Raw genomic sequence first — 26,099 nt, 5'->3', positions numbered from 1 at the left:
TTCAGAAACAGAATTCAGCAGGCAGGGAGACAGGATGTTTAAGGGCTTTGGAATCTCAGGTGGAAAATCGTTCCTGGTTGTATTGACTCTGGTTCTGTTGGGGGGAAAGGCGGCTCAGCTCTCTGCCGACGAAAAGCCCCGCCTGGCGGATTCTTACGGTTTTAAACCGCTGGAACTGTTCAAGCTGTCTGACCGCTCCTCAAACATGCTCTCTGCAGATATGAATGGGGACGGCCTGAATGATCTGATTCTGATCGACAACAGCAACAGTCGGATTGATATCCTGCAGCAGCGTTCCGGAAAGGAAGAACCGACGAGCGATGAAATCAGTGATGGCGTCAATTTCATCCCCGATGATGCCCGATTCAAACACGTCAAAGTTCCCGTCGATGTTTCAGTTTCCGCATTGACCGTGGGCGACTTTAATGGTGATGGCCGTAACGATCTGGCCTATCTGGCGCTGCCCGAACGACTTATCGTCCGCTATCAGACCGAAAATGGCGGCTGGTCAGATCGAAAGCGGATCCGTCTGGCTGATCTGCAGCCGACGCAATGGACGATCGCCGCCGGCGATCTGAATTTCGATCAGCGGACCGATCTGATCGTCCTGGGAAAAAATCATACCTATGTCATCCTGCAGAATGAAAAGGGCGAGTTCGCTTCACCGCGTTCGATCCTGAATACGTCTCCCAAGCTGGGGCTGGCCTCCATTGCCGACTTGAACGGCGATGGTCGCAATGACTTTACCTATGCCACCCGGGATGGGAAGGATCAGGTCCTCTGTGCCCGACTGCAGAAGGAGGATGGTCACCTGGGACCTGAGATTCGTTTTGAACTCTCCAGCCCCCGTTCGGTCACACTGGCCAATATTGATGGCAAAGCCGGTTCGGAAGTACTGACCATTGATTCGCAGACCGGTCGACTCAAGGTCCAGCAACTGGAAAACTCACAGTCGAAAAATGGGGAAATCTCCAAACGGCTGACACTGTATGGCTTTGGCGAAGAAGGTTCCGGACGCAATCGCGGGTTTGATCTGGGCGATATCAACGGCGATGGCCTGAGTGATGTCGTGGTGTCCGATCCGGAAGCGGCACAGATGCTCGTCTATCTACAGACCAAAGACCGCGGCCTGGATCTGGGACAGACCTACCCGGGACTGTTGGGCGTCGAACAACTGCGTGTGGAAGACGTCAACGGCGACGGCAAAGGGGAAGTCTTTGTCCTCAGCGAACGCGAAAAGATTATCGGCGTCAGTTCGCTGGACAAGCAGCGGCTCTCGTTTCCCAAAGTACTGCCGATCAAAGGCGAACCTCTGGCCTTCGAACTGGCAGACCTGGACGGCAATCATTCACCGGAACTGATCTACGTGGCGAAGGTCGGTGACAAACGTGGTTACACATTCCAGCTGCAGGCACTCCGCTTAAACAAGGATGGCAGCTGGAGCGAATATCAGTTCCCGAGTGCGGCTCCCAATCTGGACTCCCCCAAATCACTGGTCAAACTGGACGCCAATGGAGACGGGATTTATGAATTGATGGCCTTCTACGGCCTTTCCCGTTCTCCCAAAATGATTACATTAACGCCGAAGCAGACACCACAGTTGATCACCCCTTCCGGCGGTATCAATCTCGATGAAATCAAACCCGAATCCATCTTTATCGGCGGTCCCAAACGGGACTGGATTCTCACCGCACAGAATAATTTCGCCCGCAGACTGATTCTGAATTCCGATAATCAGTGGCAGGTCGTGGATCAGTTCAATGCGCCTGAGAGCAAGGCCCGCGTCGAAGGTGCCGTGAATATCGACCTCGACGGACAGCCCGGCGATGAAATCGTGCTCATCGATCTGGGAGTCCAGAAACTGCGGATCCTGCGGAAAGAGTCGAATGTGTATCGCCCCTGGAAAGAAGTCGAGATCGGCGAATTTCCCTTCCTCTCAGCGCACGTGGCTGACCTGAATGGTGACAATCGTCCCGATCTGGTTCTCTTCGGTCGCGGTCAGTTTGGTATTCTCTATTCCGGCCAGACGCCTCCCACTTTGAAAGAAGTCGCCTCGTATGAATCCAAACTGCCTCAGGCTTACTTTACGGACTCCGTTGCGGGAGATCTGAACGGAGACGGTCATGCGGATGTGGTGATTCTCGATCTGCGGACACATCAGGTCGAAATTCTGAACTTCCAGGACAAACCCGGATTACGGCACGCTCTGAATTTCAAGGTCTTTGAAGAGAAGACCTTCTCCCGCTCCAACCGGACCGGCGTCGATCCCCGGGAAGCCGTGATTGCGGATGTCACGGGCGACAAACGCAAGGATCTGATCCTGCTCTGCCACGATCGTGTGTTGCTCTATCCTCAGGATGATGGGAAGTAAACGCTCAGGTTTTTTACATCTCTGAGGAATCGTGCATTGCATATTTCTGTGAGAGTCGGTCCAGCCCCCAGACCAGGAAGGCGGCACCGATGATCAAGGCAATCGATCCCCAGAACATCCCCCCAAAGGAAGTCGGCCAGACATTTTCGTAAATCCGGTGCTTGAACGAGACCATTTCCGGAGTCTGGCCGCTGGTGTAGGGGGTTACATCCACTTTGAAAGGCCAGATCCGTCGCAGCGATCCGACCATCAGACCACACAGGACAGCCATTGTCAGCGTGTGATGGTTGTGCAGCAGCCAGCGGAGGACCTTGCTGAACAGGATCAGCCCCAGCAGGCAGCCCAGTACGAACACCAGCACGGTCAGCAGACCGTTCCAGTCGATGTTTCCCTTGAGCAGTTCTTTGGGGATCGTTTTGAGCAAGCCGGTCACATCGTGATATTTGCCCAGCAGAATCAGGATCAGCGCTCCACTGATACCGGGCAGGATCATCGCGCAGATCGCAATCATGCCGCAGAAAAAGACATACAGATTCCCCTCAGGCGGGTTGATCGCATGCTCGCCGACCAGAATGTAAACCCCGATCGTGGAGACAATGAACGCCAGCACATTCAAGATCGTCCAGCGATGAACCATCTGGGCGACCAGGAAGCTGGAAGCCAGGATCAGACCGAAAAACAGCGAGAGCGTCAGCTGCAGATGGTAGTCCAGCAGGTAATGCATCAGGCTCGCCAGACTGACTACGCCGGTCAGAATTCCGACTCCCAGGGGGATGATAAACCGCAGATCCAGATGCCGGGCGGCGGCGGACCATTCACGGCGGATTAACAATTGAAACAGCTGCGCATCGCAGTGGCTGATCGCAGTAATCAGCCGTTGATAAATACCCAGAATCAGGGCTACCGTCCCTCCGGAAACGCCGGGAATGATATCCGCGCCCCCCATCAACAGTCCCCGTCCCACCTGAATCAGGTCCGCGCGGGCAGGAAATCGGGGTGGAGAGCTCGGCTCAGACTGCTCAGTTTCAGACATCGATAAACCTTGATTTAATGAACAAAAGAACTTTCGATCCAATTATTTTGACGCCAGCAATTGAACCGGGGATACGGGATCAGGTATGTTTCATAGAGTTGCAGAGTGTAATCTAGTCAGGCACATCTGAAAAGTGTTGATTTTCGAACCTTCTACAGCAAAGAGACAGACAGCATGAAAGGTCCCGGATTAAAGCTGGATCTCGATGTCAGGCGGCTCTGGAAATGCCCGAAAACCGGTCAGACAATCCGTTTGAGCGGGAACGTCGTTTCCAAATCGACTGAAGTCAACGGAGAGACCGTCTTCATGCAGCTGATCGAGGAACAGCGAAAACTGCACGAGGATCCCTATCACTTCGATTTCACTGAAACAGCAGAGAGCGATCAGTCATCTTCGGAACGCGCCGCAGCGGCTGCCCGTTCTCTGGAAGCTGAAGAACCCGGGGAAACTCCTGCAGCGGAACCTGCGGAGCGGGAGGCGATTGCTGAGAACGCTGAGTCGGAAGCCCCTGCAGAACCGGAGCACCCGGCAGACGATTCTGAGGAATCGTTTGGCGACGGTCTGGTCTGATGCGGTCTGCAACCCTGTGCTCGATTTGATCCCTCCAAAGTCAGCAGTCTTCAATACCGGCGTCAGCCGATTGGTATAACGCGGTCCATGTCACAAAAAGATATCATCATTACCGGTGCCCGAGAGCACAACCTGCAGAACGTCAGTGTGCAATTGCCCCGCAATCGACTGATTGTCATGACGGGCGTCAGTGGTTCCGGTAAAAGTTCACTCGCTTTCGATACCCTCTATGCGGAAGGCCAGCGGCGGTACGTCGAATCGCTCTCCAGCTATGCCCGCCAGTTTCTGGGACAGATGCCCAAGCCCGAAGTCGATTCCATTTCCGGCCTGGCTCCCTCCATCTCGATTCAGCAGAAAATGAGCGGCCGCAACCCGCGGAGTACCGTAGGGACCATCACCGAAATTTATGATTATCTCCGCGTGCTGTTTGCCCGCGTGGGGCAGGGCTACTGTGAAAAATGCGGCAAGCCCATCAGCTCGCAAAGCAGCGAACGAATTATTGATTCGATTGGTCTGCTGCCTGACAAAACACGCTATTCCATTCTGGCACCGTTGATTCAGCAGCAGAAAGGGGAATACAAGGACCTGTTCGAAGACCTGCTCAAGCAGGGTTTCCTGCGGGCCCGCGTCGATGGACGCATGGTGCAGCTCTCCGATCAATTGCAGCTCGATCGGCAGATGCGACACAACATCGAAGTCGTGGTCGACCGGCTCGTCGCTGGCAAGGTCAGCCGCTCCCGGCTTGCGGAGTCCGTTGAGCTCGCACTCAAAATGTCCAACGGGACTTTGATCGTTGTTGAAGAGGCACCGTCTAAAAAACAACCTGTTGAGCAGGACCAGGTCGATCAACCGGCTGAGAAGCTCTATAGCTCGCGTTATGCCTGTGCGGATTGCGGCATCAGCTACGAACCGCCGACACCGCAGCTGTTCAGCTTCAACAGTCCCATGGGGATGTGCGGTGAGTGTAACGGCCTGGGGATGCGATATGATTTTCCCCTGGAGGCGATCCTCTCTAGTGAGACAAAATCGATTCAGAAAGGAGCCTTCGAACTGCTCGGGCCGCTGAGTAAAGTTGGCAAGTGGCGACGACACATTTATCAGGGCGTCGCCCGTTCGATCGAGCAGGACCTGGGACTGTCCGACGACAGCTTTCTGAAAACACCCTGGAATGAATTACCCGAGCAAGCCCAACAGCAGTTTCTGTACGGGACCGGCGATCGAAACATCACCTTCAGCTGGCGGCATTCGGGGGGCGTCTGGAAGCATGGCGGCACCTGGGACGGCTATGTGGAAGAACTGCTGGAAAGCTACCGTAAAACCAGCAATCCCATGCGTCGCAAACAGCTCGAAAAATACATGGACTTCGTGCTCTGTTCCAGCTGTCAGGGTACCCGCTTGAATTCACAGGCCCGGCACGTGCGCGTCGCCTCTTTCAGTTTCGCCGAGAACGGTGATCAGAACGCAGTTGCCAGGACACTGCCCGAGGTCTGTGCTTTCAGCATCGAGGAAGCCGCACATTTCTTTGAAACCCTGGATCTGGATGAAACGGGACTGCTGATCGCGGAAGAAGTTCTCAAAGAAATCCGCGGACGCCTCGGCTTTCTGCTGCGTTGTGGCTTGAACTACCTGACTCTGGACCGCACCGCACCCACGCTTTCCGGGGGCGAAAGTCAGCGGATTCGACTTGCCGGCCAGATCGGCTGTGGACTGGTCGGCGTGGTCTACATTCTGGATGAACCGTCGATCGGTCTACATCCCCGCGACAATACAATGCTCCTGGAAAGTCTCTGTGATCTCCGCGATCAGGGTAATACCGTCATCGTGGTGGAACATGATGAAGAGACCATGCGGGCCGCCGACCATATTGTCGACTTCGGACCCGGTCCCGGCGTGCGCGGCGGCTTTATTGTTGCCGAAGGTTCCTATCAGAGTGTGCTCAAAGCCAAAGAAAGTGTGACAGCCCGCTTTCTGTCCGGGAAAGAGAAAATCGAAATCCCGGAAACCCGCCGCAAGCTCGTCAAAAAAGAATCGATCCAGATCAAAGGAGCCCGGCATCACAACCTGAAAAATATCAATGTTGCGATTCCGACCAAAGGATTCATCTGTGTCACGGGCGTCAGTGGTTCGGGCAAGAGTTCGTTAATTAATGATATCCTCTGGCCCGTGCTGAATAAAAAAGTCAACAAAGGCAAAGGCAATCCGGGCGAACACCAGAAAGTCACCGGTCTGGAACTGATCGACAAGGCGATCGACATCGACCAGTCCCCCATCGGTCGTACCCCCCGCTCCAATCCGGCGACCTATGTGAAGGTCTTCGACCTGATTCGAGATCTCTACGCCAAACTGCCCGACTCCCGCATGCGGGGGTACAAAGCGGGGCGCTTCAGTTTCAACGTACCCGGCGGACGTTGTGAAGCCTGCGAAGGCCATGGTGCCAACAAACTGGAAATGGATTTTCTGGCCGATGTCTGGGTTCCCTGTCCGGTCTGTGAAGGACGCCGTTTCCACCACGAAACGCTGGAGATCCGCTACAAAGGAGCGAGTATTGCGGAAGTCCTGGATATGGACATCCAGCAGGCGATCGAACATTTTCAGAACGTGCCCAAGATTCTGAAGCTGCTCGAATCACTGCACGACGTCGGCCTGGATTATCTCAAGCTGGGACAACCCTCGCCTACACTGTCCGGCGGTGAAGCACAGCGGGTCAAGCTGGCCCGCGAACTCGGCAAACGCTCCACCGGTAATACATTTTATCTGCTTGACGAACCGACGACCGGTCTCCATTTTGCCGACGTTAAACTGCTGCTCAAGGTCCTGCATCATCTGGCCGATGCCGGGAATACGGTGCTGGTGGTCGAACATCACCTCGACGTGATTAAGACCGCGGACTGGGTCATCGACCTCGGTCCTGAGGGGGGAGAAGGAGGAGGCCAGATTCTGATCGAGGGGACGCCGGAAGAGGTCGCTGCCTGTCCTTATTCCTATACCGGGCTGGCATTGAAAGAACAGACCGAACTGGTCCCTGCCAAATCATCCACCAGTAAAAAAGGCAAACAGGCACTCACGCTGACAAATCCCCATCATCGCTGGCAGTCTGCCGTTCCAAAACAGAATGGAGCGCCCAAAGACAGCCAGCAGATTACAATCCGCGGTGCCGGCCAGCATAACCTGCAGAATCTGGATGTGCAGATCACCCGCGACCAGATGAATGTCTTCTGTGGTCCCAGTGGCAGCGGGAAAAGCTCGCTGGCCATGGATACGCTCTACGCGGAAGGCCAGCGGCGGTACGTCGAGTCGCTCTCTGCGTATGCCCGCCAGTTCCTGGGACAGATGCCCAAGCCCAAATTTGAGCACATTCACGGTCTCTCCCCGGCCATCGCCATCGAGCAGAAAACGACCGGTCACTCTCCCCGTTCCACGGTCGGCACGGTCACCGAAATATATGATTATCTGCGCGTACTCTACGCCCGGCTGGGAAAGATGTACTGTCCTGATTGTGACGTCCCCGTCGAAACGCAGACGACCGATGAAGTCATCCAGCGGATTCTCGATATGGAAGAGGGAACGAAGCTGCTGCTCCTCGCGCCCGTCGACATCAACGTGGGCCAGGCGTATGACACACTCTGGGAGAAACTGAGTTCGCAGGGCTTCCGTCGGGTTCGCATTGACGGAACCACGTATCGCCTGGAAGACGTTCCCGACATCGACCGGCGTCGCCGACACGAAGTCGAAGTTGTGATCGACCGGATCACGGTTGCCGCCAAAAACCGTTCCCGGATTGCGGACTCTGTTGAATCCGCGCTGGCACTCGGTGAAGGGCTGATGTATGCCTGCTACTGCGAAGACGATGTGCCGGAGCCCGAATGGGATTTCGAGACGTTCAGCCTGTTTTATTTCTGTGAGCAGTGTGGTCAGAGTTTTGAAGAGCTGACGCCTCACAACTACTCGTTTAACAGCCCGCTCGGCTGGTGTGAATATTGTGAAGGGCTCGGAACCGAACTGGGAACCAATTTGGCAGAACTGATTCCCGATCCGAACCGCAGTCTGCAGGATGCGGCAGTCGCTGCCTGGCCCGACCCGCGGACCAGCCCCGAATTCGCCGCAACATTGGCTGCCATCGCCCGCCATTTCCGCATTCCGCTGGAAGTCCCCTTCAATCAACTTAGTGTGAAACAACAGCGGGTGATTCTCTATGGTGGTGAGGATCGCTGGATCTCGCTGGATGACGAGGGCAAAATCAAGTTTCAGTACAAGGGACTCTACCCGGCGATTGAAGAAGCGTCGCGACTCTCGTTCGCGTTTCGCAGTCGCCTGCATGAGATGACCGGTGAAGTTCCCTGTTCGGTCTGTAACGGGAGCCGGCTGCGGACGGATGCCGCCGCCGTCCGCTTTCAGGGGAAGACCATCGGCCAGTTTTGCGATCTACCGCTGCAGGACGCTCTGGAATTTATCAAACAGACGAAGCTCAATAAACGCGAAAAACAGATTGCCGGCGATCTGATCAAAGAAGCGACCAGTCGACTGCAGTTTCTGGTAGATGTGGGCCTCGACTATCTGACGTTGAGCCGCCCGCTGCCCACACTGTCAGGAGGAGAGAGCCAGCGGATTCGACTGGCAGGGCAGGTAGGGCGTTCGTTAACCGGAGTTCTGTATGTGCTCGACGAACCGACCATTGGTCTGCATCCCCGCGATAATACCCGGCTGATCAACACGCTCAAGAAACTGCGGGACATCGGCAATACGATTGTGATGGTCGAACACGATCGGGAAGTGCTCGAGGCTTCGGACTGTCTGTACGACTTTGGTCCCGGTGCAGGCCGCTTCGGCGGCACGATTGTGGGCAAGGGCTCACCCAAGCAGTTGAAGCGTAGCAAAAAATCGTTGACCGGTCAGTACCTGGCGGACCAGATGACGATCCCCATCCCGCGCGAACGGCGTGTGATCTACGAAAAGCAGGGAAAGATTGAAGTTCCGCTCTCACCGACCGGAGACTGGCTGGAACTGACCGGCGCCCGGCACCACAATCTGCAGTCCGTGGATCTCAAGATCCCCCTCGGTTCATTCACCTGTATCACCGGCGTTTCTGGATCCGGAAAAAGTTCGCTGATTGAAGAGACACTGGCCCGGGCGGTCACGAAGAAACTGCATCGTGCCAAGGAAGCCCCCGGTCCCTATCAGGATCTGCTCGGACTGGATCAGATTAATAAGGCGATCATCGTCGATCAGCGTCCGTTGGGAAATACCCCCGCTTCCAACCCCGCTACTTACACCGGCGTCTTCGATCAGATCCGCGAACTCTTCTCGCGACTGCCGGAAGCCAAGGTTCGCGGCTATCAACCGGGACGTTTCAGCTTCAACCGGCCGGGGGGACGCTGTGAAGACTGTGAAGGCAACGGTCAGCGCTGTATCGAGATGCACTTCCTGCCCGATGTCTGGGTGACCTGTGAAACCTGTAACGGCAAACGCTATAACCAGGAAACGCTCTCCGTTAAATATAAAGGGAAGTCGATTGCGGATGTGCTGGAGATGTCCATCGGCGAAGTCGCGGAACTGTTCAGCAATATTCCTGCGATCCGGCGTACCATGGAAACCCTGTGCGCGATCGGGCTCGACTATCTGACGCTGGGACAGTCTGCTCCGACACTGTCAGGCGGTGAGTCACAGCGTGTGAAGCTCGCAGCTGAACTGGCACGTCCGAATACAGGAAAGACACTCTACCTACTCGATGAACCGACCACCGGTCTGCACTTTGACGACATCGCCAAACTGCTCAAGGTGTTGAACAGCCTGGTCGAACTGGGCAATACTGTGATTGTCATCGAACACAACCTCGATGTAATCAAAACCGCCGACTGGCTGGTGGACGTCGGCCCGGAAGCCGGAAGTGGTGGCGGTCAGATCATCGCCGCTGGCACGCCAGAAAAACTGGTCGATCACGCCACACGCTACCAGAAACAAACCAGATCAAGAAAATCAAAACAGCCGACACTGCTCAGATCGTATACCGGAGAAATTCTCCAGCCGATCCTGGCGACGGGGAAACGCCATGATCGGGAAATCTTTGATGCACAGAGCCTCGGCGAAAAACAGGACGGCGACCTCGACCTCAAACAGATCGGCCGTGATGCGCAGATGCCCTGGCAGCAGGATGGCCGCCGCTGGCATACCCAGGATCATGTCTCCCTCTCCGGAGCCGCCTGTCAGTGGGAAGGCGCCGCATTGGAATCGATCATCGATTATATCGAGGGGAAAGAAGGTTTTGGCGAGATCAACTGGAACCATCGCAGTATTGTCGAAGTCAACGGGCCGGTCAAAAAACAGGGCTGGTTCCTGCATGCGAACACCGGCGATGAATGGTTGTTACGACTCAGCTTCCGTGTGAAGCGGAATACGTTCAAGCAGGACGAACTGCGCGATCAACTCTCTCTGAAGTCGCTGGACGATCTGGATGAACTCCCCATCTATGGACGTTCGAACCGGGTGCGCGTCAAAAATCTCAAAGGTCCCTGGCAGGAAGTCACGCTCACCATTCACTGGCTGGAAGAAATTGAAACACCCGCTTTCCAGGATTTTCTGGAAACGGCTGCAGATTCGTTTCTGGGGCTCATTCATCGAGAAGAAATCAAACCGGATGAGATCATGCCCTGGAAGGTGCTCAAAAAGAAATGGCACCTTTCCCGCAAAGGGTTTCCCAATAACAAGCGGGTTGCCTGGGATCCGGAACTGCTGGATCAACTGTTTGACCTGCTGGAGCAGACGTATGCGAATTCGTCGATTCAATGGGACAGTAAATCCCTGGTCAACTTTGTTCAGGCTGGTAAACGCAAACCATTTCTGACGATTCATACGAAACGGCGGGAAGGCGTTGATATCACGTTCCGGTCTGCTGATGGCAAGATCACTCTGGGTAAAATTGCTGAACTGGGAAGCGAACGTGAAATAAAAACCGATGCGCGTGGAAAAGAACAGGCACGAATCCGCTTTACAAAAGCGGCCCAGGTGGAATCAAAAGCATTTCAGCAGCTGTTAAAATCGATCAACGGATAAATGTAACCCGGTGCAGGCACTGCCCGCAGAGCCTGATATCATAGGGGGAAACTCGCTTCCCCGGGAAAAGATGTTGACGTTTTTTCAATAAACAGATACGATAACCAGCGTTGTAGTCACCTTCATACTATAACGTCGTATCGCAATCGAATCGAAATCAGGTCAAGCAGCTCTTATCTCCCACGATTCAGAAGGTGGGGACCTGTAAATATAACGAGAAATTCGTTTCCGCAGGAAGTTTGGAAATGTGACGGATGCTCTTTTCTTTTTCTCATTCGCGCTCCGTGACGGTTCATGCTCCTGCCAAATTAAATTTGTTCCTAAGCATCGATAATAAGCGACCCGATGGTTTTCACGACATTACTTCGTTGATGCTGTCGGTGGGTATATACGACACTTTAGTTTTCACGGAGGAACCTTCAACAGAAGTTGCGTTGAGTGTTGCCGAAGCGAATTCACTTCAGCCCCAACGAACGAGAGACCAGCAGATTCCGTCTGGCGAAGATAACCTGGTAGTTCGCGCTATCCGGTTACTTCAGGCAAAAACGGGAACGCAGCAGGGATTGCGGATTCAATTGATCAAGCGGATTCCTGCAGAGGCTGGTCTGGGTGGGGGATCGAGCGATGCCGCGGCAGCCTTATTCGCTGCCAATCAACTTTGGCGATTGGGATTGTCGGCCGAGGAATTACGAGGCCTGGCGGCCGAACTGGGAAGTGATATTCCATTCTTCCTGACAGAAAGCAATGCTGCCGTCTGTCGCGGGAGAGGGGAAATTATCGAACCGGTATCTGTTCCCCAAAGTCTCCATTTTGTGATTGCTCGTCCCCAGTCGGGATTATCAACGGCAGACGTTTATCGGCAGTGTCGAGTCGGCATACACTCAAAAAATCAGGTTGAGCAACTGGTGCACGATCTGGCTTCTGGGCAGTTTCATTCAATATCCAGCCTCATGTTGAATGATCTGCAGGCGCCTGCGGAAAAGCTGAATTCCGAAATATTAATTTTAAAAGATTACTTCTCAAAACAGTCTGTTTTGGGGCATATGATGAGTGGAAGCGGAACCGCCTATTTTGGTGTCTGCCAGAACCGGGCACAGGCTTCCCGGATCGCTGCGCGATTACGATCCACAGTGAAAGGGCATGTATTTGTTGTCCAGAACCGACTATAGATGAGCAATTTTAATTTGGCACAAATGGAGTGAGGCCATGCAGATCAGTGAAGTACGCATCAAATTGATGAATGACCCGCACGAAAGATTACTGGCATTCTGCTCGATTACTTTCGATGTCTCGTTTGTCATCCGGGATCTCAAAATTATTCAGGGGGCCAAAGGTGCCTTTGTCGCGATGCCCAGCAGAAAGCTGATGGATCGCTGTCCCAAGTGTCACACCAAAAATCATCTGCGCGCTTCATTCTGTAACCAGTGTGGCGTACGCCTGGATGAAAACCGGGCCGACAAAGATGATGCCGGCCGGGCCCGGCTGTATGCCGACATTGCTCATCCCATCAATTCCGATTGTCGCGAATTGATTCAGGAAGAAGTTCTCAAGGCGTATGAAGAAGAAAGAGTTTCCGCGCAGCAGGATGGCTACGTCTGCCGCTACGATGACTTTGGAGAAGAAGATTACGCCCGGCTGGGACCTTACGAAGAGGACTACGACGACACACCCCAGGTTCAGACCGCTCGCTCCGAATCGGCTTCGATCCGTAAAAACGGCCAGGTCTTTCGCATTGATGCCGCCGAAGAGAAATCAGAGGCACAACGGCCCCATCACAGTGCAGCCGATCAGCCTGCAGCAGACAAGGTCGCCTCGAATAAAAATCAGGCGGGATCCCAGGGGGATTCATTCGGGTCGGGAATCGTCTGAATATTCCTCAAAACTGATCCTGCTATGCGGCCGAGCGCTGCAGTCATAGCAGAATCAGAGACTGTTCCACGAACTTTGATTGCCAGTCAGTTCATTTCGTCCTACATGATGAATAAACCGACCACCATGATGGTGATGCCGGTCGCTTTGGATGTCAGCATGCTCTGCAAACGATCGATCATCTTCTCGTTTGGCTGAAATGCGACAATTTCCTGCTTTTCTACCTCTTTGCGCAGCTCGGCGTTGAGCCATTCCAGAACTGAGATGCTCAGATCCTGTGAATTGTCAGGCTGTCCGGCTGACCGTGGTTCGATCAGCGAGGTACAGGTGTGACTGGTCGTCCTCGCTGGATCCGGGGGGGGAGAGATCACTAGGTGTTGCATGGGAGCCCATTTCTTTCTCGGTGGATTACTGAAAACTTCGCTGCCTGTTCTGAGCACGGGGATTCTGAATCCGGCAAGGATAGCCAGGGTCGATCCTGCGTGGCGAATCAGTAAAGGGAGAGTACATTTTTTCTATCGGCAAAATCTGCGGCATCTCCCGCATTGGTTGATTACCGAATTCAGCAAATCTGCCAGGTCCGAGAAAGATGTATCGATTATATGCATCCTGACTGGAACAGGGGACGCCAGACTTCAGTGCATCCTGAGGATAGGGTACGATAGGCATTAACAGTGTTTCGCTCTGGGCCGGGAGCAGAGAAAGTATGTTTGACCTTCATGAAAGAATCGATCTATGAAAACTCAACTTTCATTTGTTCTGCTGATGTTTATGACCTGTATGCTGACTGCCTGTGGAAGTGCCGAACCCACGGAAAAACAGAAGAAAGAAGCCCAAAGCGATGTGTCCGCCATCGACTTGCCGGAAAAAACGATTGAATCCTTATTCGAAGTGGAAGACGGTTTTACCCTGCTGCACCTCAAGGACTTTGAAGAGTTCGCCGGAAAATCGAAAGAACCGGTCTCAGGCAAAAACTGGACAGAAAAGGATGGAATGATTTCCTGCCAGGGGCAGCCTCGGGGGTATATCTATACGCGTGTGGCACTGGGCAACTGCACGGTCCGCCTGGAATATCGCTTTCCTGAATCTGCGGAAAAAAATGAAGACCCCAATACCGGTTTTCTCTTTTTCATCACGGGCGAAAATCGCGTCTGGCCCAAATGTCTGGAAGTGCAGGGGAAATACTCTGAGATGGCGCATATCAAATCAAACAGCAGGGAGATTACTCTGGATGTGACCGACGACCCCGCAGCGCGTGAAAAGGCGCGCAGGCCGATCGGCGAGTGGAATGCGATCGAAGTGATCTGTAAAGACGGTGCACTGACTTCGGTATTGAACGGGACTCCGATTGCCTCCAGTAAACCGAGCGAACTGAAAGAGGGATTCTTCGGACTCCAGTCGGAAGGGAATCCGGTTGAATTTCGCAATATCCGGATCCAGCAACTGACCGAGTAGTCCCGCTGCTTTGCAATCGGGTTTCGATATCTCTTAAAATAGGCGCTGAGCATTCCGCGTATCATTCATTCTCAACTGGGAGCGATCACCATGAGTTTACGATTTTTGACAGCCTGCTGTCTGGTACTGGCCACTGTTCTGACTTTTTCAGCTCAGACGCAGGCAGCCGAAGGCAAAACCCGGATCCTGATGCTGACTCAAAGTAAGGGCTACACACATGGATCCGTCAAACGGCAGAAAGAACAGCTCGCACCCGCTGAAGTCGCGATGATTCAGCTCGGCAAAGACTCCGGACTGTTCACCGTCGACTGCACACAGGATGCCGCCGCCGATTTCACAAAAGAGAACCTGCAAAACTACGACATTGTCATGTTCTATACCACGGGGATGCTCCCCATTAAGGAAGCAGATCTGCAGTACTTTCTCAATGACTGGCTGAAGCAGAAAGGTCACGGCTTTATTGGCTTTCATTCCGCCACGGATACCTACAAGTCCTACAAACCCTACTGGGATATGATTGGCGGTTCGTTCAACGGGCACCCCTGGACCGCTGGAAATACGGTCACCATTACTGTGCACGATACCGATTTTCCCGCAATGAAACCGTTTGGGAAGGAATTCCAGGTCAAGGACGAAATTTATCAGTACAAAAACTGGCAGCCGGAAAAAGTGCATGTGTTGATGAGTCTGAACATGGAAAAGTGTAATCCCAAAAAACCCTATCAGGTGCCAGTGGCCTGGGCGAAAGATTGGGGTCAGGGTAAGGTCTTTGTGAACAACATGGGCCATAATCCGACCACCTGGACCAATCCCGCTTTTCTGGACTCCGTGATCGGCGCCATTAAATGGATTCGCGGCGATGCCCCGGCTGCCGTTCCCGTCAATCCCGAACTGTCGAAACGGGAAGATGAAAAAGCGGCTGCCGCGACTAAGGCTGCTGAGAAGTAAGCCGATACCAGAACAGGAACTGAAGCTGATAATGTCAAAAGTGATTGTGATTACTGGCGTGACCCAGGGACTGGGGCGCGCCATGGTGTCGGAGTTTATTGCCGCCGGTCACACGGTGGCAGGCTGTGGACGTTCAGCGGAACCGATCGCCGAACTGGCCAGTCAGTTCGGCGCGCCCCATCAGTTTACCGCGCTGGATGTCGCCGATGATCGGGCCGTGCAGAACTGGGCCGCATCCGTCGTTTCTGAGCTGGGTCCTCCCGATCTGCTGCTCAACAACGCCGCCGTCATCAATGACAACGCGCCGCTGTGGGAAATCCCGGCGGAAGAGATTGACAGCATCGTGGACGTGAATATCAAAGGGACGATCAATACGATTCGACATTTCGTCCCTGCGATGCTGGAAAAACAGTCGGGGGTGATTGTCAATTTCAGCTCGGGCTGGGGCCGTTCGGCTTCAGGCGAAGTCGCCTCCTACTGTGCCACCAAGTGGGCCGTCGAAGGGTTGACTCAATCACTGGCCCAGGAATTACCCCGCGGCATGGCAGCGGTCCCTCTGAACCCGGGGATCATCAATACGCGTCTGCTGCAAAGCTGTTTTGGCGCGCATGCGGATCACTACCCCACCGCGGAAGAATGGGCGGAAGTGGCCGTTCCCTATCTGCTGGGGCTCTCTGCCCGTGATAACGGACAGCCGCTCACAGTCCCTGTCTAAGCTGCTGTTCTCCTTACAACGGGCAGAATGGTAATTCATCCCCTGTTTGAGTACACTCGGTAAAAGTCCGCTTTGAACAGCCGTCAATCACCTAAGAAAATCGCATCAGGTCTCCCGCTATGGCCAAATTTTATAAATATAAAACCCCGGAAGATGTCGTCGCCGATTCGGAACGCCTGGGCTGCCCGATTCAGGTTTCTGATAATTTTAAGGTGCTCTACGAACCGATTCAGATCGGTCATCTCCAGGCGAAGAGCCGATTGGGAATCCAGCCGATGGAAGGCTGTGACGGCACCACGGATGGCTTTCCGGATGAACTGACTTACCGTCGCTATCAACGCTTCGGTGCTGGCGGCGCGTCGCTGATCTGGGGAGAAGCCACTGCCATCGGTCCCGAAGCCCGGATGAATCCCCGCCAGTTGATGATCAACGAACAGACCGCGCCTGCCTTGGAGAAAATGCTGGCCGGTTGTCGCGAGGCACACACCGAAGTCTTTGGTTCCGATGAGGGACTGGTCATCGGTCTGCAGCTCACGCATTCCGGCCGCTTCAGTTTTGAAAAACCGCTGCTCGCCACACACGACCAGGTGCTGGATCCGCGTACCATTGATAAAGCGACCGGCAAAGTCGTCGATGAAAGTTATCCGCTTCTGTCAGATGATGATCTGAAGCGAATCGAAGACAAGTATGTCGTCGCCGCAAAACTGGCGGAATCGATCGGCGTCGATTTCGTGGATATCAAACAGTGCCACCGTTATCTGCTGTCAGAACTGCTCGCTGCGAAAAACCGTCCCGGCGAATATGGAGGATCACTGGAAAACCGGACCCGTCTGGTTCGCAACGTCGTGAAACGGATTCGCGAAGAATGTCCGAACCTCGTCATCGCCACCCGCATGAATGGTTACGACGGAATTCCTTATCGGGGGGCCGGGGATGATTTTATTGGAGAACCCTGTCCACACGAACTTCCGCTGCAGACCGCCTTCGGAACTGACCCCAACGATCATCTCAAAGAAGACCTGACGGAGCCGCTCGAAGTCGCTCGCCTGCTCAAAGAGTGGGGCGTCAGCATGATCAATATTTCCAACGGGAATCCCTACGCCAATCCGCATATCGTGCGGCCTGCTGAATTTCCACCGACCGATGGGTATCACGCTCCCGAGCATCCCCTGATTGGCGTGGCCCGGCATTTCCGGATCGCATCTCAGATTCAGGCAGCCGTTCCCGATATTCCTGTCGTGGGCAGTGGTTACAGCTGGCTACAGGACTTTGCCATGCACGCGGCTGCAGCGAATGTTGAGCAGGGGAAAATTTCGATTGTCGGCATGGGACGGGCGACGCTCTCACAGCCCGAATTTGCGAAACAGCTGCAGGAAGAAGGCAAACTGAAACGGAAAACGGTCTGCCGGACCTTTTCCTATTGCACCAACCTCATGCGTACGAAGGATCATCCATTGGGACAGTATCCCACAGGATGTCCTCCGTTCGACAAAGAGGTCTACGATCCGCTCTGGAAGGAAGCCAAAGCGAAACTGGAAGCAAAGCAGAAAGCCTCGGAAGAGTAATCAGGCAGCCTGCTGAATCGGCGGCTGTTCCGCCTGTTCGTCGGCAATGATCTCTTCCACCAGACCAGCGTAATCCTTGGCACCAGGGCACGAGCTGGAATAGTCAAACACGGACTGTCCATAACTGGGGGCTTCGGCCAGCTTGATGTTCCGGCGAATCCGGCTCTGGAAGACTTTGGCTTTGGCCCAGGGTGCTTCCGGGTCACTTTCGCTGAGGAACGCACACAGGTCGTCGGTCACGTCAGCCGCCAGTCGGGTGCCTGTTTCATACAGGCAAAGCACTACACCGGAAACCTTCAGATTCCGATTCAGGCGACGGCGGACCAGTGCCGTTGTTTCGAACAGCTTGGAAAGCCCCTGCAAAGCGAAGAAGTGCGGCTGCAGCGGGATGATGACTTCGTCGGCAGCCGTCAGAGAATTGATCGTCAACACGCCCAGCGAGGGGGGGCAATCCATAATGATATAATCAAAGGCTTCGGTTTCCGACATTTTCCGGATTGCCTGACGCAGCACGATTTCCCGGTCTTCGGCATCGACCAGTTCCAGTTCCGTAGCGGCCAGATCGAGTGTGGCAGGCACGACCCATAAATTTTTCGCGACCAGCTGTCGTGTTTCAGCCAGAGTTTTGAATCCGGAAAAAACATCATAGGCGGTCGGCACATTGCCAAATGGCTCGATGCCCAGGTGCAACGAGGCATGGCCCTGCGGATCGAGGTCAATCAGGCAGACCTTTTTCCCCTGCATTGCCAGGCCGGCAGCCATATTCACACTGGATGTGGTTTTGCCGACGCCCCCTTTTTGATTCATGATGGCTATGATACGCATCGGGAGTCCCTTCCCTCTTTCTCTTAAAAAACGAGTCGCTGAATTTGTCTCAAACAGTGAAATATAATCACCTTAGGGAGATTCGGTTTTGACCGGGCTCCCTGGGGCCTGTTGTCATGACAGGCCGTAAGGTGGGGCAGTATATCGCGTTTCCGGATTCAGGGAAACAGGAATTCCCAGCCGGAAATCGCTGCGAAATCGACCGGGTATTGGGTACCGAATCAGGCAGTCGCGGGCGCGGGGGAGTGCTCAGCCGGCTGTTCCTGGCGCTGGAGCACGTACAGAATCTGTTGGGCTCGTAAGTTGGCCAGCCAGGCTTTTTCGACCGCTCGATGATTGATGATCGGAATTTCCTTCAGGATTTCGATGCCCAGCAGCCGCATCAGGTCCTGGAAATCGTGCATCGACATCAGGTGCAGGTTTGGGGTGTTGTACCATTCGTAGGGCAGGACTTCCGTGACGGGGGCTCGCCCCTGTTTCAGGACCTGCAAGCGGATCCGCCAGTTGCCGAAATTGGGCACGACGACCAGCGCCTGCCTGGCGACGCGGACCATTTCTTCCAGCAACTGTTTGGGATGCAGCACCTGCTGCAGCGTCTGGCTCAAAACGACATAGTCAAAGGCCAGATCAGGAATGTCGTGCAGACCTTCATCGAGGTCGGCCTGGATGACGGGGACCCCACGGGCGATGGCACCATGATGTTGCTCGATATCGATTTCCATACCCAGAACGGAAGCGTCCCGCTCATCACGCAGACGCGCCAGCAGTCGACCGTCACCACATCCCAGGTCGAGCACGCGGCTGCCGGGCTGAATCTGCTCCATCAGCAGCTTGTCGGTCACATCCAGTGACGGGTCTTCCATACAGTATCGATGTTTTGCACACATAGTTTTTCTTAACCACTTATCTAATCTCTCACCGGTGAGAGAAATATTCTCACTGGTCAAATTCAGGACTCTTTCTCAGCCTGAAGTGATTCATAGGCTTGAGCCAGGAAGGGTGTGATCAGTTTTTGCAGCTGCTCAATTTCAATCAAAAAGGAATCGTGGCCAAAGGGACTTTTGAGCTCAATGAATGAGACATGCTTCCCGCATTCAATCAATGCTCTGACAATCTCTTTGCTCTGTGTTGTAGTAAACAGCCAGTCGGAATCATACGAGGCGATCAGGAACCGGGCATCGGTGCGTCCCAGCGCCTTGGTCAACGAGCCGTACTGCGAGGCCAGATCAAAATAATCCATGGCCCGTGTCAGGTAGAGATAACTGTTGGCATCGAAGCGTTCGACAAACCGTTTTCCCTGGTAGTGCAGGTAACTTTCGACCTGAAACTCGACTTCGGGCAGCATTTCGTAAGTGAACGTGTCATGGTCCTGCAATCGACGACCGAATTTCATCTCGATGGATTGATCGGACAGATAAGTGATGTGGGCAATCATCCGGGCCAGCGCCAGACCGTAGCGGGGACCGGCACCATGTTCGTATTCTCCATCTTTAAACTCAGGGTCGGTCTTGATGGCCCGTCGACCGACGGCGTTGAAGGCGATTCCCTGGGCAGAAAGCTGTGCCGCCGATGCCAGGCAGATGGCACCGCGCAACTGGTCAGGAAAGCGGGCTGCCCATTCCAGCACCTGCATGCCGCCCAGGCTGCCGCCAATCACCGCCAGTAACTGGTCGATGCCCAGTTCACGCGTCAGAGTCGCATGGACTTCCACGATATCGCCCACGGTGATGAAGGGGAAATTCAGGCGATATGGCTGGTTGGTTTCCGGGTTGATACTTCCCGGACCGGTTGTCCCCTGGCAGCCACCCAGGACGTTGGCACAGATCACGAAGTATTTATCAGTGTCCAGAGTTCTGCCGGGACCGATCAGATCGTCCCACCAGCCGGGCTTGGCCTTTTCATCATCATCTTCATAATAGCCGGCTGCATGGGCATCACCAGTGAGTGCATGACAGATGAAGATCGCATTATCTTTCGCTGGCGTTAATGTACCGTAAGTTTCATAGGCGACCTGAATCGGGCCCAGTTCTCCCCCACCAGCCAGCTTGAGCCAGTCTGGCGGCGTAAACAGAGTCGCGAGTCTGGTTTGTACAAAACCGACCCCCGATTGCTGGCGGGTTTCTGAAAGTTCCTGTTGCGTTGCCATAAAAAATTTTACTTCTCGGTAGTCCTGCTCAAACGCTCGACTTGTCCCGGTACTGAAACAGCGCCCTGGTTGAGAGGCAGATCCGGCAGCGCAGTCAGAGCGGGCAGCCGGTTCGGGTTTCTTTAAATATGCTCTGCAGAGCGCACCAGTATACCGCAGGGAGCTCTGGATTTCGACACGCTGCGCCTGGAATAGAGCAGGATCGGTCTGCATTTTCAGTTCGGGTTGACTGAAAGTCTGCTTTTTCCGTGGATTCCTCAAAATTTGTATTTCAGGGACCAGACAGGAGTCTCCGGACCGAAATTCAGAAAAAATCAGTCCGCCAGCTCCAGAAAACGATCCACGCGGCGATCGATGATATCGATACTCTTGTTCCAGAATTCCCCCTGGCTCAGATCATATCCAAAAGTACCAGCGACGGCATCTTCAGTGAGCTGACAACCGGTGGCGATCAGGAGTTCACGGTATTTATCTGCAAATTCGGTCTGATCCTGAAAGCTGTCAGCCAGGGCGTAAATTCCCAGCGAGAGCAGATAACCAAACGTGTAGGGGAAATTGTAGAACGGCAATTCGCTGATGTAGAAATGCAGTTTCGAGATCCAGAAGCAGGGATTCCAGCCGGAATCGTCCAGGGCACCCATGTAAGCTTCCTTTTGTGCTTCAAGCATCAGTTCCGAATACCGTTCCGGTGTGAGTTCGCCCGACTGACGTTCCTGGTGAAACCGGTCTTCGAACAGAAAACGGGTGTGGATATTCATCATGAAGGCGACGGAGTCCCCCAGCATCCCATCGAGGATTTGCAGTTCTTCTTCGCGGGTCCGGGCGGCTTTCAATCGCTGTTCGCCCAGCACCGCTTCAGCAAACGTCGAAGCGGTCTCGGCCAGGTTCATTGGATAATCGCCTAAGACAAACGGCTCGTCTTTGAGCACATACGAATGATAGGCGTGCCCCAGTTCGTGGGCCAGTGTCGACATGCTGTCGGCTGAGTTGGTAAACGTCATGAAAATGCGGGACTGTTTCTGTACCGGAAAAGTGGTGCAGAAGCCACCCTGTCGTTTGCCGGCACGATTTTCCGCTTCAATCCAGCGTTCGCGCAGTGCCCGCTCGGCGAAGTCTCGCAGATCGGGGCTGAACTCCGCGAAGGAATTGACGGTCAGCTCACACGCACGGTCATAGGTCAATTCAGCCGATTCACCCCCCGCCAGCGGTAAAGGTGCGTTGAGGTCATACCAGCAAAGTCGGGATAATCCCAATAGCTCTGCTTTCTTTTCCAGAAAGCGGACCAGCTTCTGCTTTCGTTCGGAAATCACAGACCACATGGTCTCCAGCGTACTCCGCTGCATGCGGTTGTAGATTAAGGGGGCATCCAGGTGATCGGTAACCGGCAGGCGGCTGTAGAGCGTCAGCCGTGTTCCCGAGAGGTGATTCAAGGCATCGGCACAAGAGTCGGCGATGGTTTCCCAGGCTTTGTTGGATGCGTAGAAATTATTCTCCCGAATGGCCCGCTGGGGAGAATCGAACTGCACCTGACCGGGAGACCGTTCTACCAGTTCTCCCTTCTCCATAAGCTGGATTTTCAGATCGCCGGAAAGCCGATCGTAGAGCCGGCCCCAGGCGTGCAGTCCGTCGACAGCCAGTTCGGATGCCAGGATCTCCTGTTCTTTGGGGAGCCTTAACGTGGCGTTCCGTTTGCAGTCATCCAGGAAGAATTGAATCTCCTGCAGACGCTCATCCTGCTCACAGAACTGTTGAATGGTTTCAGTGGAGAGTTCACGGAGCGTTAACTGCAGCTGGGTCTCGATGTTTTCTCTTAAGGGACGAATACTGGCCAGTCGTCCCATCAGTACCTGGTACTGCTTGTTATGCGCATCTTCGGCACAATAACACTCCAGGAAGGCGAACAGTCCGGACAGTTCGGCGACCGCAGCCTGGTAGTCAGTCAGAAAATCACCCCACTGCGCGGCATCCTGTGCCGGATTCGCAGCGTCCGCGAGCAGCGCGACGCGCTGGACAAGATCTTCCAGTGAGTCCTTCATCTGTTGCAGGCAGTCAGCAAACTCGGGTTGCGCAGGGTGAGGATAGAGCGAGTCCAGTTCCCAGGTCAGCGGATAGGGGGCAGAATCTGTCATCTTGATGAATCCCGGATTATGAAGGAAAGGCGTGTTGTCAGACCATTGAATGTATTGGATGGACACTCAAGTCGTCAATTAACAGGAAGTAGAACTGTCAGTCTTGGGACGGTTGGATTTCTTCAAACAGAGGGTGGTGGATTGTGCTATAATTCAATAGCGGCTTTTTGCAGGATGCTTTGGCCAATCTGAAAACAGAAAGAGACTCACTTGAAATATGACAGCCCCACTATCCTGATGTGTCCCCCTGATTATTATGGGATTGAATATGAAATTAATCCCTGGATGAGTCGCAGCCAGCAGAGCGATCTTGAAGTCGCGCGTCAGCAATGGGAGTCTTTATATGCCCTGCTGCAGAAGCTGGGAGCCCGGATTGAACTGCTGACGCCTGTCAAAGGGCTTCCTGATCTGGTCTTTACCGCCAATGCAGGACTCATCTGGAAAGATCGTGTATTTCTGTCCCTGTTTCGTCATGAGGCCCGGCAGGGAGAAACCGCCGTCGATCGGGACTGGTTTCAACAGGCTGGTTTGGAAACGATCGAGATGCCCGAGGATTATTTTTTCGAGGGGGCGGGGGATGCCCTGTTCTGTGGTGATACCCTGTTTGCCGGCTATCTGATCCGCAGTGACGTGAAGGCGATGCAGTGGGTGGCTGCTGAGATGAACTGCCGCGTCATCCCCCTGCAGCTGATCGATGAGTTTTACTACCACCTCGATACCTGCTTCTGTCCTTTAAGCGAGACGGAGGCGATCTATTACCCGCCTGCCTTTGACAGCTATGCCCAGCAGGCACTTCAGGAACATATTCCGCATCTGATTCCAGTCGTGGATGCGGAAGCACAACGTTTTGCCTGTAATGCCGTGGTGATTGGGAAATCGGTCGCCCTGAATACAGGTTGCCCCGAACTGGAACAGGCGCTGCTGGAACGAGGATATACTCCGCACAGCACTCCCCTCGATGAGTTCATCAAAGCGGGAGGTTCAGCCAAATGTCTGACCTTACGGCTGGACGGAGAGTGTGTGGCTGTCTGGCCTTGAAGGAGCGTTGTAGTTGATCCTTGTGGGGCGATAAATCCCTTCAGAGGTCGTTTCTGTGGGGAAGAAGCGTGTTCCTGTATTCGACAGAGAAATATCGCGGACCGTTGAGACGTGCTTCAGAGGAACCGCGGGGACGGAAGCGGTGAATGTACCATTTCCCGGTGAAACGAGTGTGGTCTGGACCGCACCCAGGGCATAGACGTTCGGGTTCTGTTCCGGAGTCCGGGGAGGCAGCCTGACGATCCAGGTCTGGTCAAAAGGCTGACCGGCTCCAAACTGATTACCCGCCTGCGGTGTCTGTGTTCCAGGTGTGGTGGCACAGTTGCGGGTCCATTCGGCCAGGGAGATGGTCTGAATGGGTTTCGCTGCAAACTGTTGATCCCAGGCGTGGAGTAACAGCTGACGTTCCCCGTAGAGATGGATTTGAACTTTACCGGTCAGTCGTGCCGGGTTTCCCGCCTGGTCAAAGCCCTTCACGCGAATGGCCAGCGCGTTGAAGTCTGCTCTCCCACGTGTGTTGAGTGGTGCTGCTTCCACCGAAATTCGAGTCAGTTGACCCGAGATGGGAGCTGGTCCGGGAAACGGAGCAGGAGGAGGTCCAGGGAGGGGGGTTTGTGCAGGGGGCAGCCCGCCTGGCAGGGGCGCGTAACCCAGTGCCTGTTGGGCCGTCGCAGCCCGCATCAATCCTAAGACGTGGCCCCGTTCCAGAGTCGGAACCCCATTGGGAAAGTATTGCTGCAATAATGGTTGATAAGCATTCAACGGATCTTCGTGAACTCCCAGGATCACGCCACGACTGCAACCGGAGCTGCACTGTGAATCGAAAGGAGCGTAGTACGAAGGTGCCGGGGAGCGAGTTTGACTGCCGTCCGGGAGCGGAGGCAACGGTGGTTGCGTCGCTACGAATCGAGCTGGCTGAATTTGTGATTTTTGAGCTGCAGCCAGCAAGATCGTCTGCTGGTCATAGTCGCTGTCGTCGATTGACAGTCGTTTGATGGAATACAGCGAGATGCGTTCCAGCACAGAATGCCGTTGATCCCCGTTCTCCAGAATCAATGTGTCGCCAGGTCCCCACTGAATCCAGTTGGCTGTCCGTAATTCACCCGTATTCAGTTCGACTTCGACACCGGCCAGTAGCGGGGACGCGCACAACAGGCTGAAAAAGAGCAGGTTAAAAAGCGACATGGATCGACGAATCATGATTTTCTCCTGGTGAGAGAGTCAGAAATCAGCAGGTGCAAATCTGCGGAGAAAACCAGTTAACAGGGCAAACAATGCGCCCTCGGCGGGATAGATTGCGCTCGTATGAATTGATTTGCGCAGAAAGCACAGCAAACCAGCCAAGCTGACAGGATTATGACAGTTAAAGTTGCCTGTCAGAGTCTGCATGAGACGGATACAGGGAATCTGTTTGCCCGAACGGGCCTCAACAGAAGAGGAGGCCAGACGATGTGGATCGTACAATGTTTGTAAGTTGAAACAGAGGACGGGGTGTCTGTTTCAATTCCTTAACACAGCGGATCGGAATGCGAGGGGATATGAGGGAAAGTAGACTGATTTCAAACTGCTTTGCTGTAAATCACAGGGAAATTATCCAGAGTGACAGCGTGAGATTACACAAAGTCTGCTGAATATGGTACTTAGACCCTGAGATTCCACTAAACAATCTTGTGAATATGCTTGACACCAAGGATAGAAAGCGTGATGATCATGCATAACCGGGGATTTGTGTTCCTCAGCCAAATTGATGTTAGTCTAATGGGAATATCTGTTTAGATAATTCCTTTTTCAGATGAAACAGATATAATTTGTTACTTTATTCAATTCGTTTATTTTGATCGATTCCGATCGGGCCAGGCAGTCGTCGGTTAACTCCTATCTACGATAATGTATTCAGAGGGAATACATGTGCCTACGTCGGATTTTGTCTTTTTAGAAGAGGGTGGGCTGGAATTATGGCAGCTGGTCACCGTCGTGTTGATATCGAAGAAGTTTCCGATGTCACCATTGCAAAATTTATTGACAAGAAAATTCTGGATGAAGGAAATATCCAGATCATCGGAACCCAGTTATTTGGGCTTGTTGATGAAGATGGACGCAAGAAGATCATTCTTGACTTTTCGAATGTGGAATACCTCTCAAGTGCTGCACTCGGGAAGTTGATCACATTGGATAAAAAGGTGAAAAAGGCTAAGGGTAAATTGAAGCTCTGTTCAATTCGTCCCGATATCTATGAAGTTTTTGCCATTACGAGACTGAATCAACTTTTTGACATCGCCGAAACACAGGAGGCGGCTCTCGAAGGTTTTTAGCGTTGGCTTGGTAATCGCTGTACTGGTTTAGTAAGCTGTTACCATTCAGGCTGAATATTTTTTTGAGCAAAACATT

General features: G+C 53.7%; 18 protein-coding genes. 11 read left to right on the top strand and 7 right to left on the bottom strand.

Annotation, left to right across the window (positions count from 1 at the left end; genetic code table 11):
* Positions 1-34: 34 nt before the first annotated feature.
* A complete protein-coding gene (locus tag Enr10x_RS22285) occupies positions 35-2,371 on the top strand; it encodes an FG-GAP repeat domain-containing protein (RefSeq protein ID WP_145451432.1) in 2,337 nt (778 codons plus the stop codon).
* Positions 2,372-2,384: 13 nt separating this feature from the next.
* Here Enr10x_RS22285 and Enr10x_RS22280 read toward each other — a convergent pair whose 3' ends face one another.
* Positions 2,385-3,404 (bottom strand): DUF368 domain-containing protein, encoded by a 1,020-nt coding sequence (locus Enr10x_RS22280; RefSeq protein WP_145112826.1) that lies wholly within the window; start codon positions 3,402-3,404, stop codon positions 2,385-2,387.
* Between the two features lie 174 nt (positions 3,405-3,578).
* Here Enr10x_RS22280 and Enr10x_RS22275 point away from each other — a divergent pair, with 174 nt between their 5' ends.
* The 4 genes from Enr10x_RS22275 to Enr10x_RS22260 all read left to right on the top strand — a co-directional run bounded on the left by Enr10x_RS22275 (position 3,579) and on the right by Enr10x_RS22260 (position 12,890).
* Positions 3,579-3,974: a hypothetical protein gene (locus Enr10x_RS22275; protein WP_145112824.1), complete on the top strand. Its 396-nt coding sequence runs from the start codon at positions 3,579-3,581 to the stop codon at positions 3,972-3,974.
* Positions 3,975-4,061: 87 nt separating this feature from the next.
* Entirely contained in the window at positions 4,062-11,021 is a 6,960-nt protein-coding gene (gene uvrA / locus Enr10x_RS22270; protein WP_145451431.1) for an excinuclease ABC subunit UvrA, read from the top strand.
* 254 nt (positions 11,022-11,275) lie between these two features.
* The gene (gene ispE, locus Enr10x_RS22265; RefSeq protein WP_145451430.1) at positions 11,276-12,190 is read left to right on the top strand and encodes a 4-(cytidine 5'-diphospho)-2-C-methyl-D-erythritol kinase; all 915 of its coding nucleotides are present in this window, start codon (positions 11,276-11,278) and stop codon (positions 12,188-12,190) included.
* Positions 12,191-12,227: 37 nt separating this feature from the next.
* Complete coding sequence (locus tag Enr10x_RS22260) at positions 12,228-12,890, top strand: SpoVG family protein (protein ID WP_145451429.1); 663 nt, start codon at positions 12,228-12,230, stop codon at positions 12,888-12,890.
* 101 nt (positions 12,891-12,991) lie between these two features.
* On the opposite strand, the gene Enr10x_RS22255 is transcribed toward Enr10x_RS22260, so the two are convergent.
* Positions 12,992-13,273, bottom strand: coding sequence for a hypothetical protein (locus Enr10x_RS22255; protein ID WP_145451428.1), 282 nt, complete (start codon positions 13,271-13,273; stop codon positions 12,992-12,994).
* A 352-nt stretch (positions 13,274-13,625) separates the two neighbouring features.
* Here Enr10x_RS22255 and Enr10x_RS22250 point away from each other — a divergent pair, with 352 nt between their 5' ends.
* From Enr10x_RS22250 to Enr10x_RS22235, 4 genes are all read left to right on the top strand, one after another.
* Positions 13,626-14,345: a 3-keto-disaccharide hydrolase gene (locus tag Enr10x_RS22250; RefSeq protein WP_145451427.1), complete on the top strand. Its 720-nt coding sequence runs from the start codon at positions 13,626-13,628 to the stop codon at positions 14,343-14,345.
* A 90-nt stretch (positions 14,346-14,435) separates the two neighbouring features.
* The gene (locus tag Enr10x_RS22245; protein ID WP_145451426.1) at positions 14,436-15,293 is read left to right on the top strand and encodes a ThuA domain-containing protein; all 858 of its coding nucleotides are present in this window, start codon (positions 14,436-14,438) and stop codon (positions 15,291-15,293) included.
* Between the two features lie 31 nt (positions 15,294-15,324).
* Positions 15,325-16,008, top strand: a complete 684-nt coding sequence (locus Enr10x_RS22240) for an SDR family oxidoreductase (RefSeq protein ID WP_145451425.1) — start codon at positions 15,325-15,327, stop codon at positions 16,006-16,008.
* A gap of 119 nt (positions 16,009-16,127) precedes the next feature.
* Entirely contained in the window at positions 16,128-17,573 is a 1,446-nt protein-coding gene (locus tag Enr10x_RS22235; RefSeq protein ID WP_145451424.1) for an oxidoreductase, read from the top strand.
* Here the strand turns inward: Enr10x_RS22235 and Enr10x_RS22230 are convergent, their stop codons facing one another.
* The 4 genes from Enr10x_RS22230 to Enr10x_RS22215 all read right to left on the bottom strand — a co-directional run bounded on the left by Enr10x_RS22230 (position 17,574) and on the right by Enr10x_RS22215 (position 22,673).
* Entirely contained in the window at positions 17,574-18,398 is an 825-nt protein-coding gene (locus tag Enr10x_RS22230) for a ParA family protein (RefSeq protein ID WP_145451423.1), read from the bottom strand. It lies immediately after the preceding gene.
* A gap of 221 nt (positions 18,399-18,619) precedes the next feature.
* On the bottom strand, positions 18,620-19,285 hold the full coding sequence (gene metW / locus Enr10x_RS22225; protein ID WP_232093092.1) for a methionine biosynthesis protein MetW: 666 nt from the start codon (positions 19,283-19,285) through the stop codon (positions 18,620-18,622).
* A gap of 62 nt (positions 19,286-19,347) precedes the next feature.
* Entirely contained in the window at positions 19,348-20,544 is a 1,197-nt protein-coding gene (gene metX, locus Enr10x_RS22220) for a homoserine O-acetyltransferase MetX (protein ID WP_145451422.1), read from the bottom strand.
* Between the two features lie 314 nt (positions 20,545-20,858).
* Positions 20,859-22,673: a M3 family oligoendopeptidase gene (locus Enr10x_RS22215; protein WP_145451421.1), complete on the bottom strand. Its 1,815-nt coding sequence runs from the start codon at positions 22,671-22,673 to the stop codon at positions 20,859-20,861.
* A 210-nt stretch (positions 22,674-22,883) separates the two neighbouring features.
* Here Enr10x_RS22215 and Enr10x_RS22210 point away from each other — a divergent pair, with 210 nt between their 5' ends.
* The gene (locus Enr10x_RS22210) at positions 22,884-23,711 is read left to right on the top strand and encodes a dimethylarginine dimethylaminohydrolase family protein (RefSeq protein ID WP_145451420.1); all 828 of its coding nucleotides are present in this window, start codon (positions 22,884-22,886) and stop codon (positions 23,709-23,711) included.
* Here the strand turns inward: Enr10x_RS22210 and Enr10x_RS22205 are convergent.
* The gene (locus Enr10x_RS22205; protein ID WP_145451419.1) at positions 23,673-24,911 is read right to left on the bottom strand and encodes a hypothetical protein; all 1,239 of its coding nucleotides are present in this window, start codon (positions 24,909-24,911) and stop codon (positions 23,673-23,675) included. The genes Enr10x_RS22210 and Enr10x_RS22205 overlap by 39 nt on opposite strands.
* Before the next feature lie 755 nt (positions 24,912-25,666).
* On the opposite strand from Enr10x_RS22205, the gene Enr10x_RS22200 reads away from it, so the two are divergent.
* Complete coding sequence (locus Enr10x_RS22200) at positions 25,667-26,023, top strand: STAS domain-containing protein (protein ID WP_002647021.1); 357 nt, start codon at positions 25,667-25,669, stop codon at positions 26,021-26,023.
* Positions 26,024-26,099 lie beyond the last annotated feature (76 nt).

The sequence above is a fragment of the Gimesia panareensis genome (assembly GCF_007748155.1).
GTDB classification, from domain to species: domain Bacteria; phylum Planctomycetota; class Planctomycetia; order Planctomycetales; family Planctomycetaceae; genus Gimesia; species Gimesia panareensis.
The sequence above is the reverse complement of the archived record's forward strand: the minus strand, read 5'-3'. Positions and strand labels throughout refer to the sequence as shown.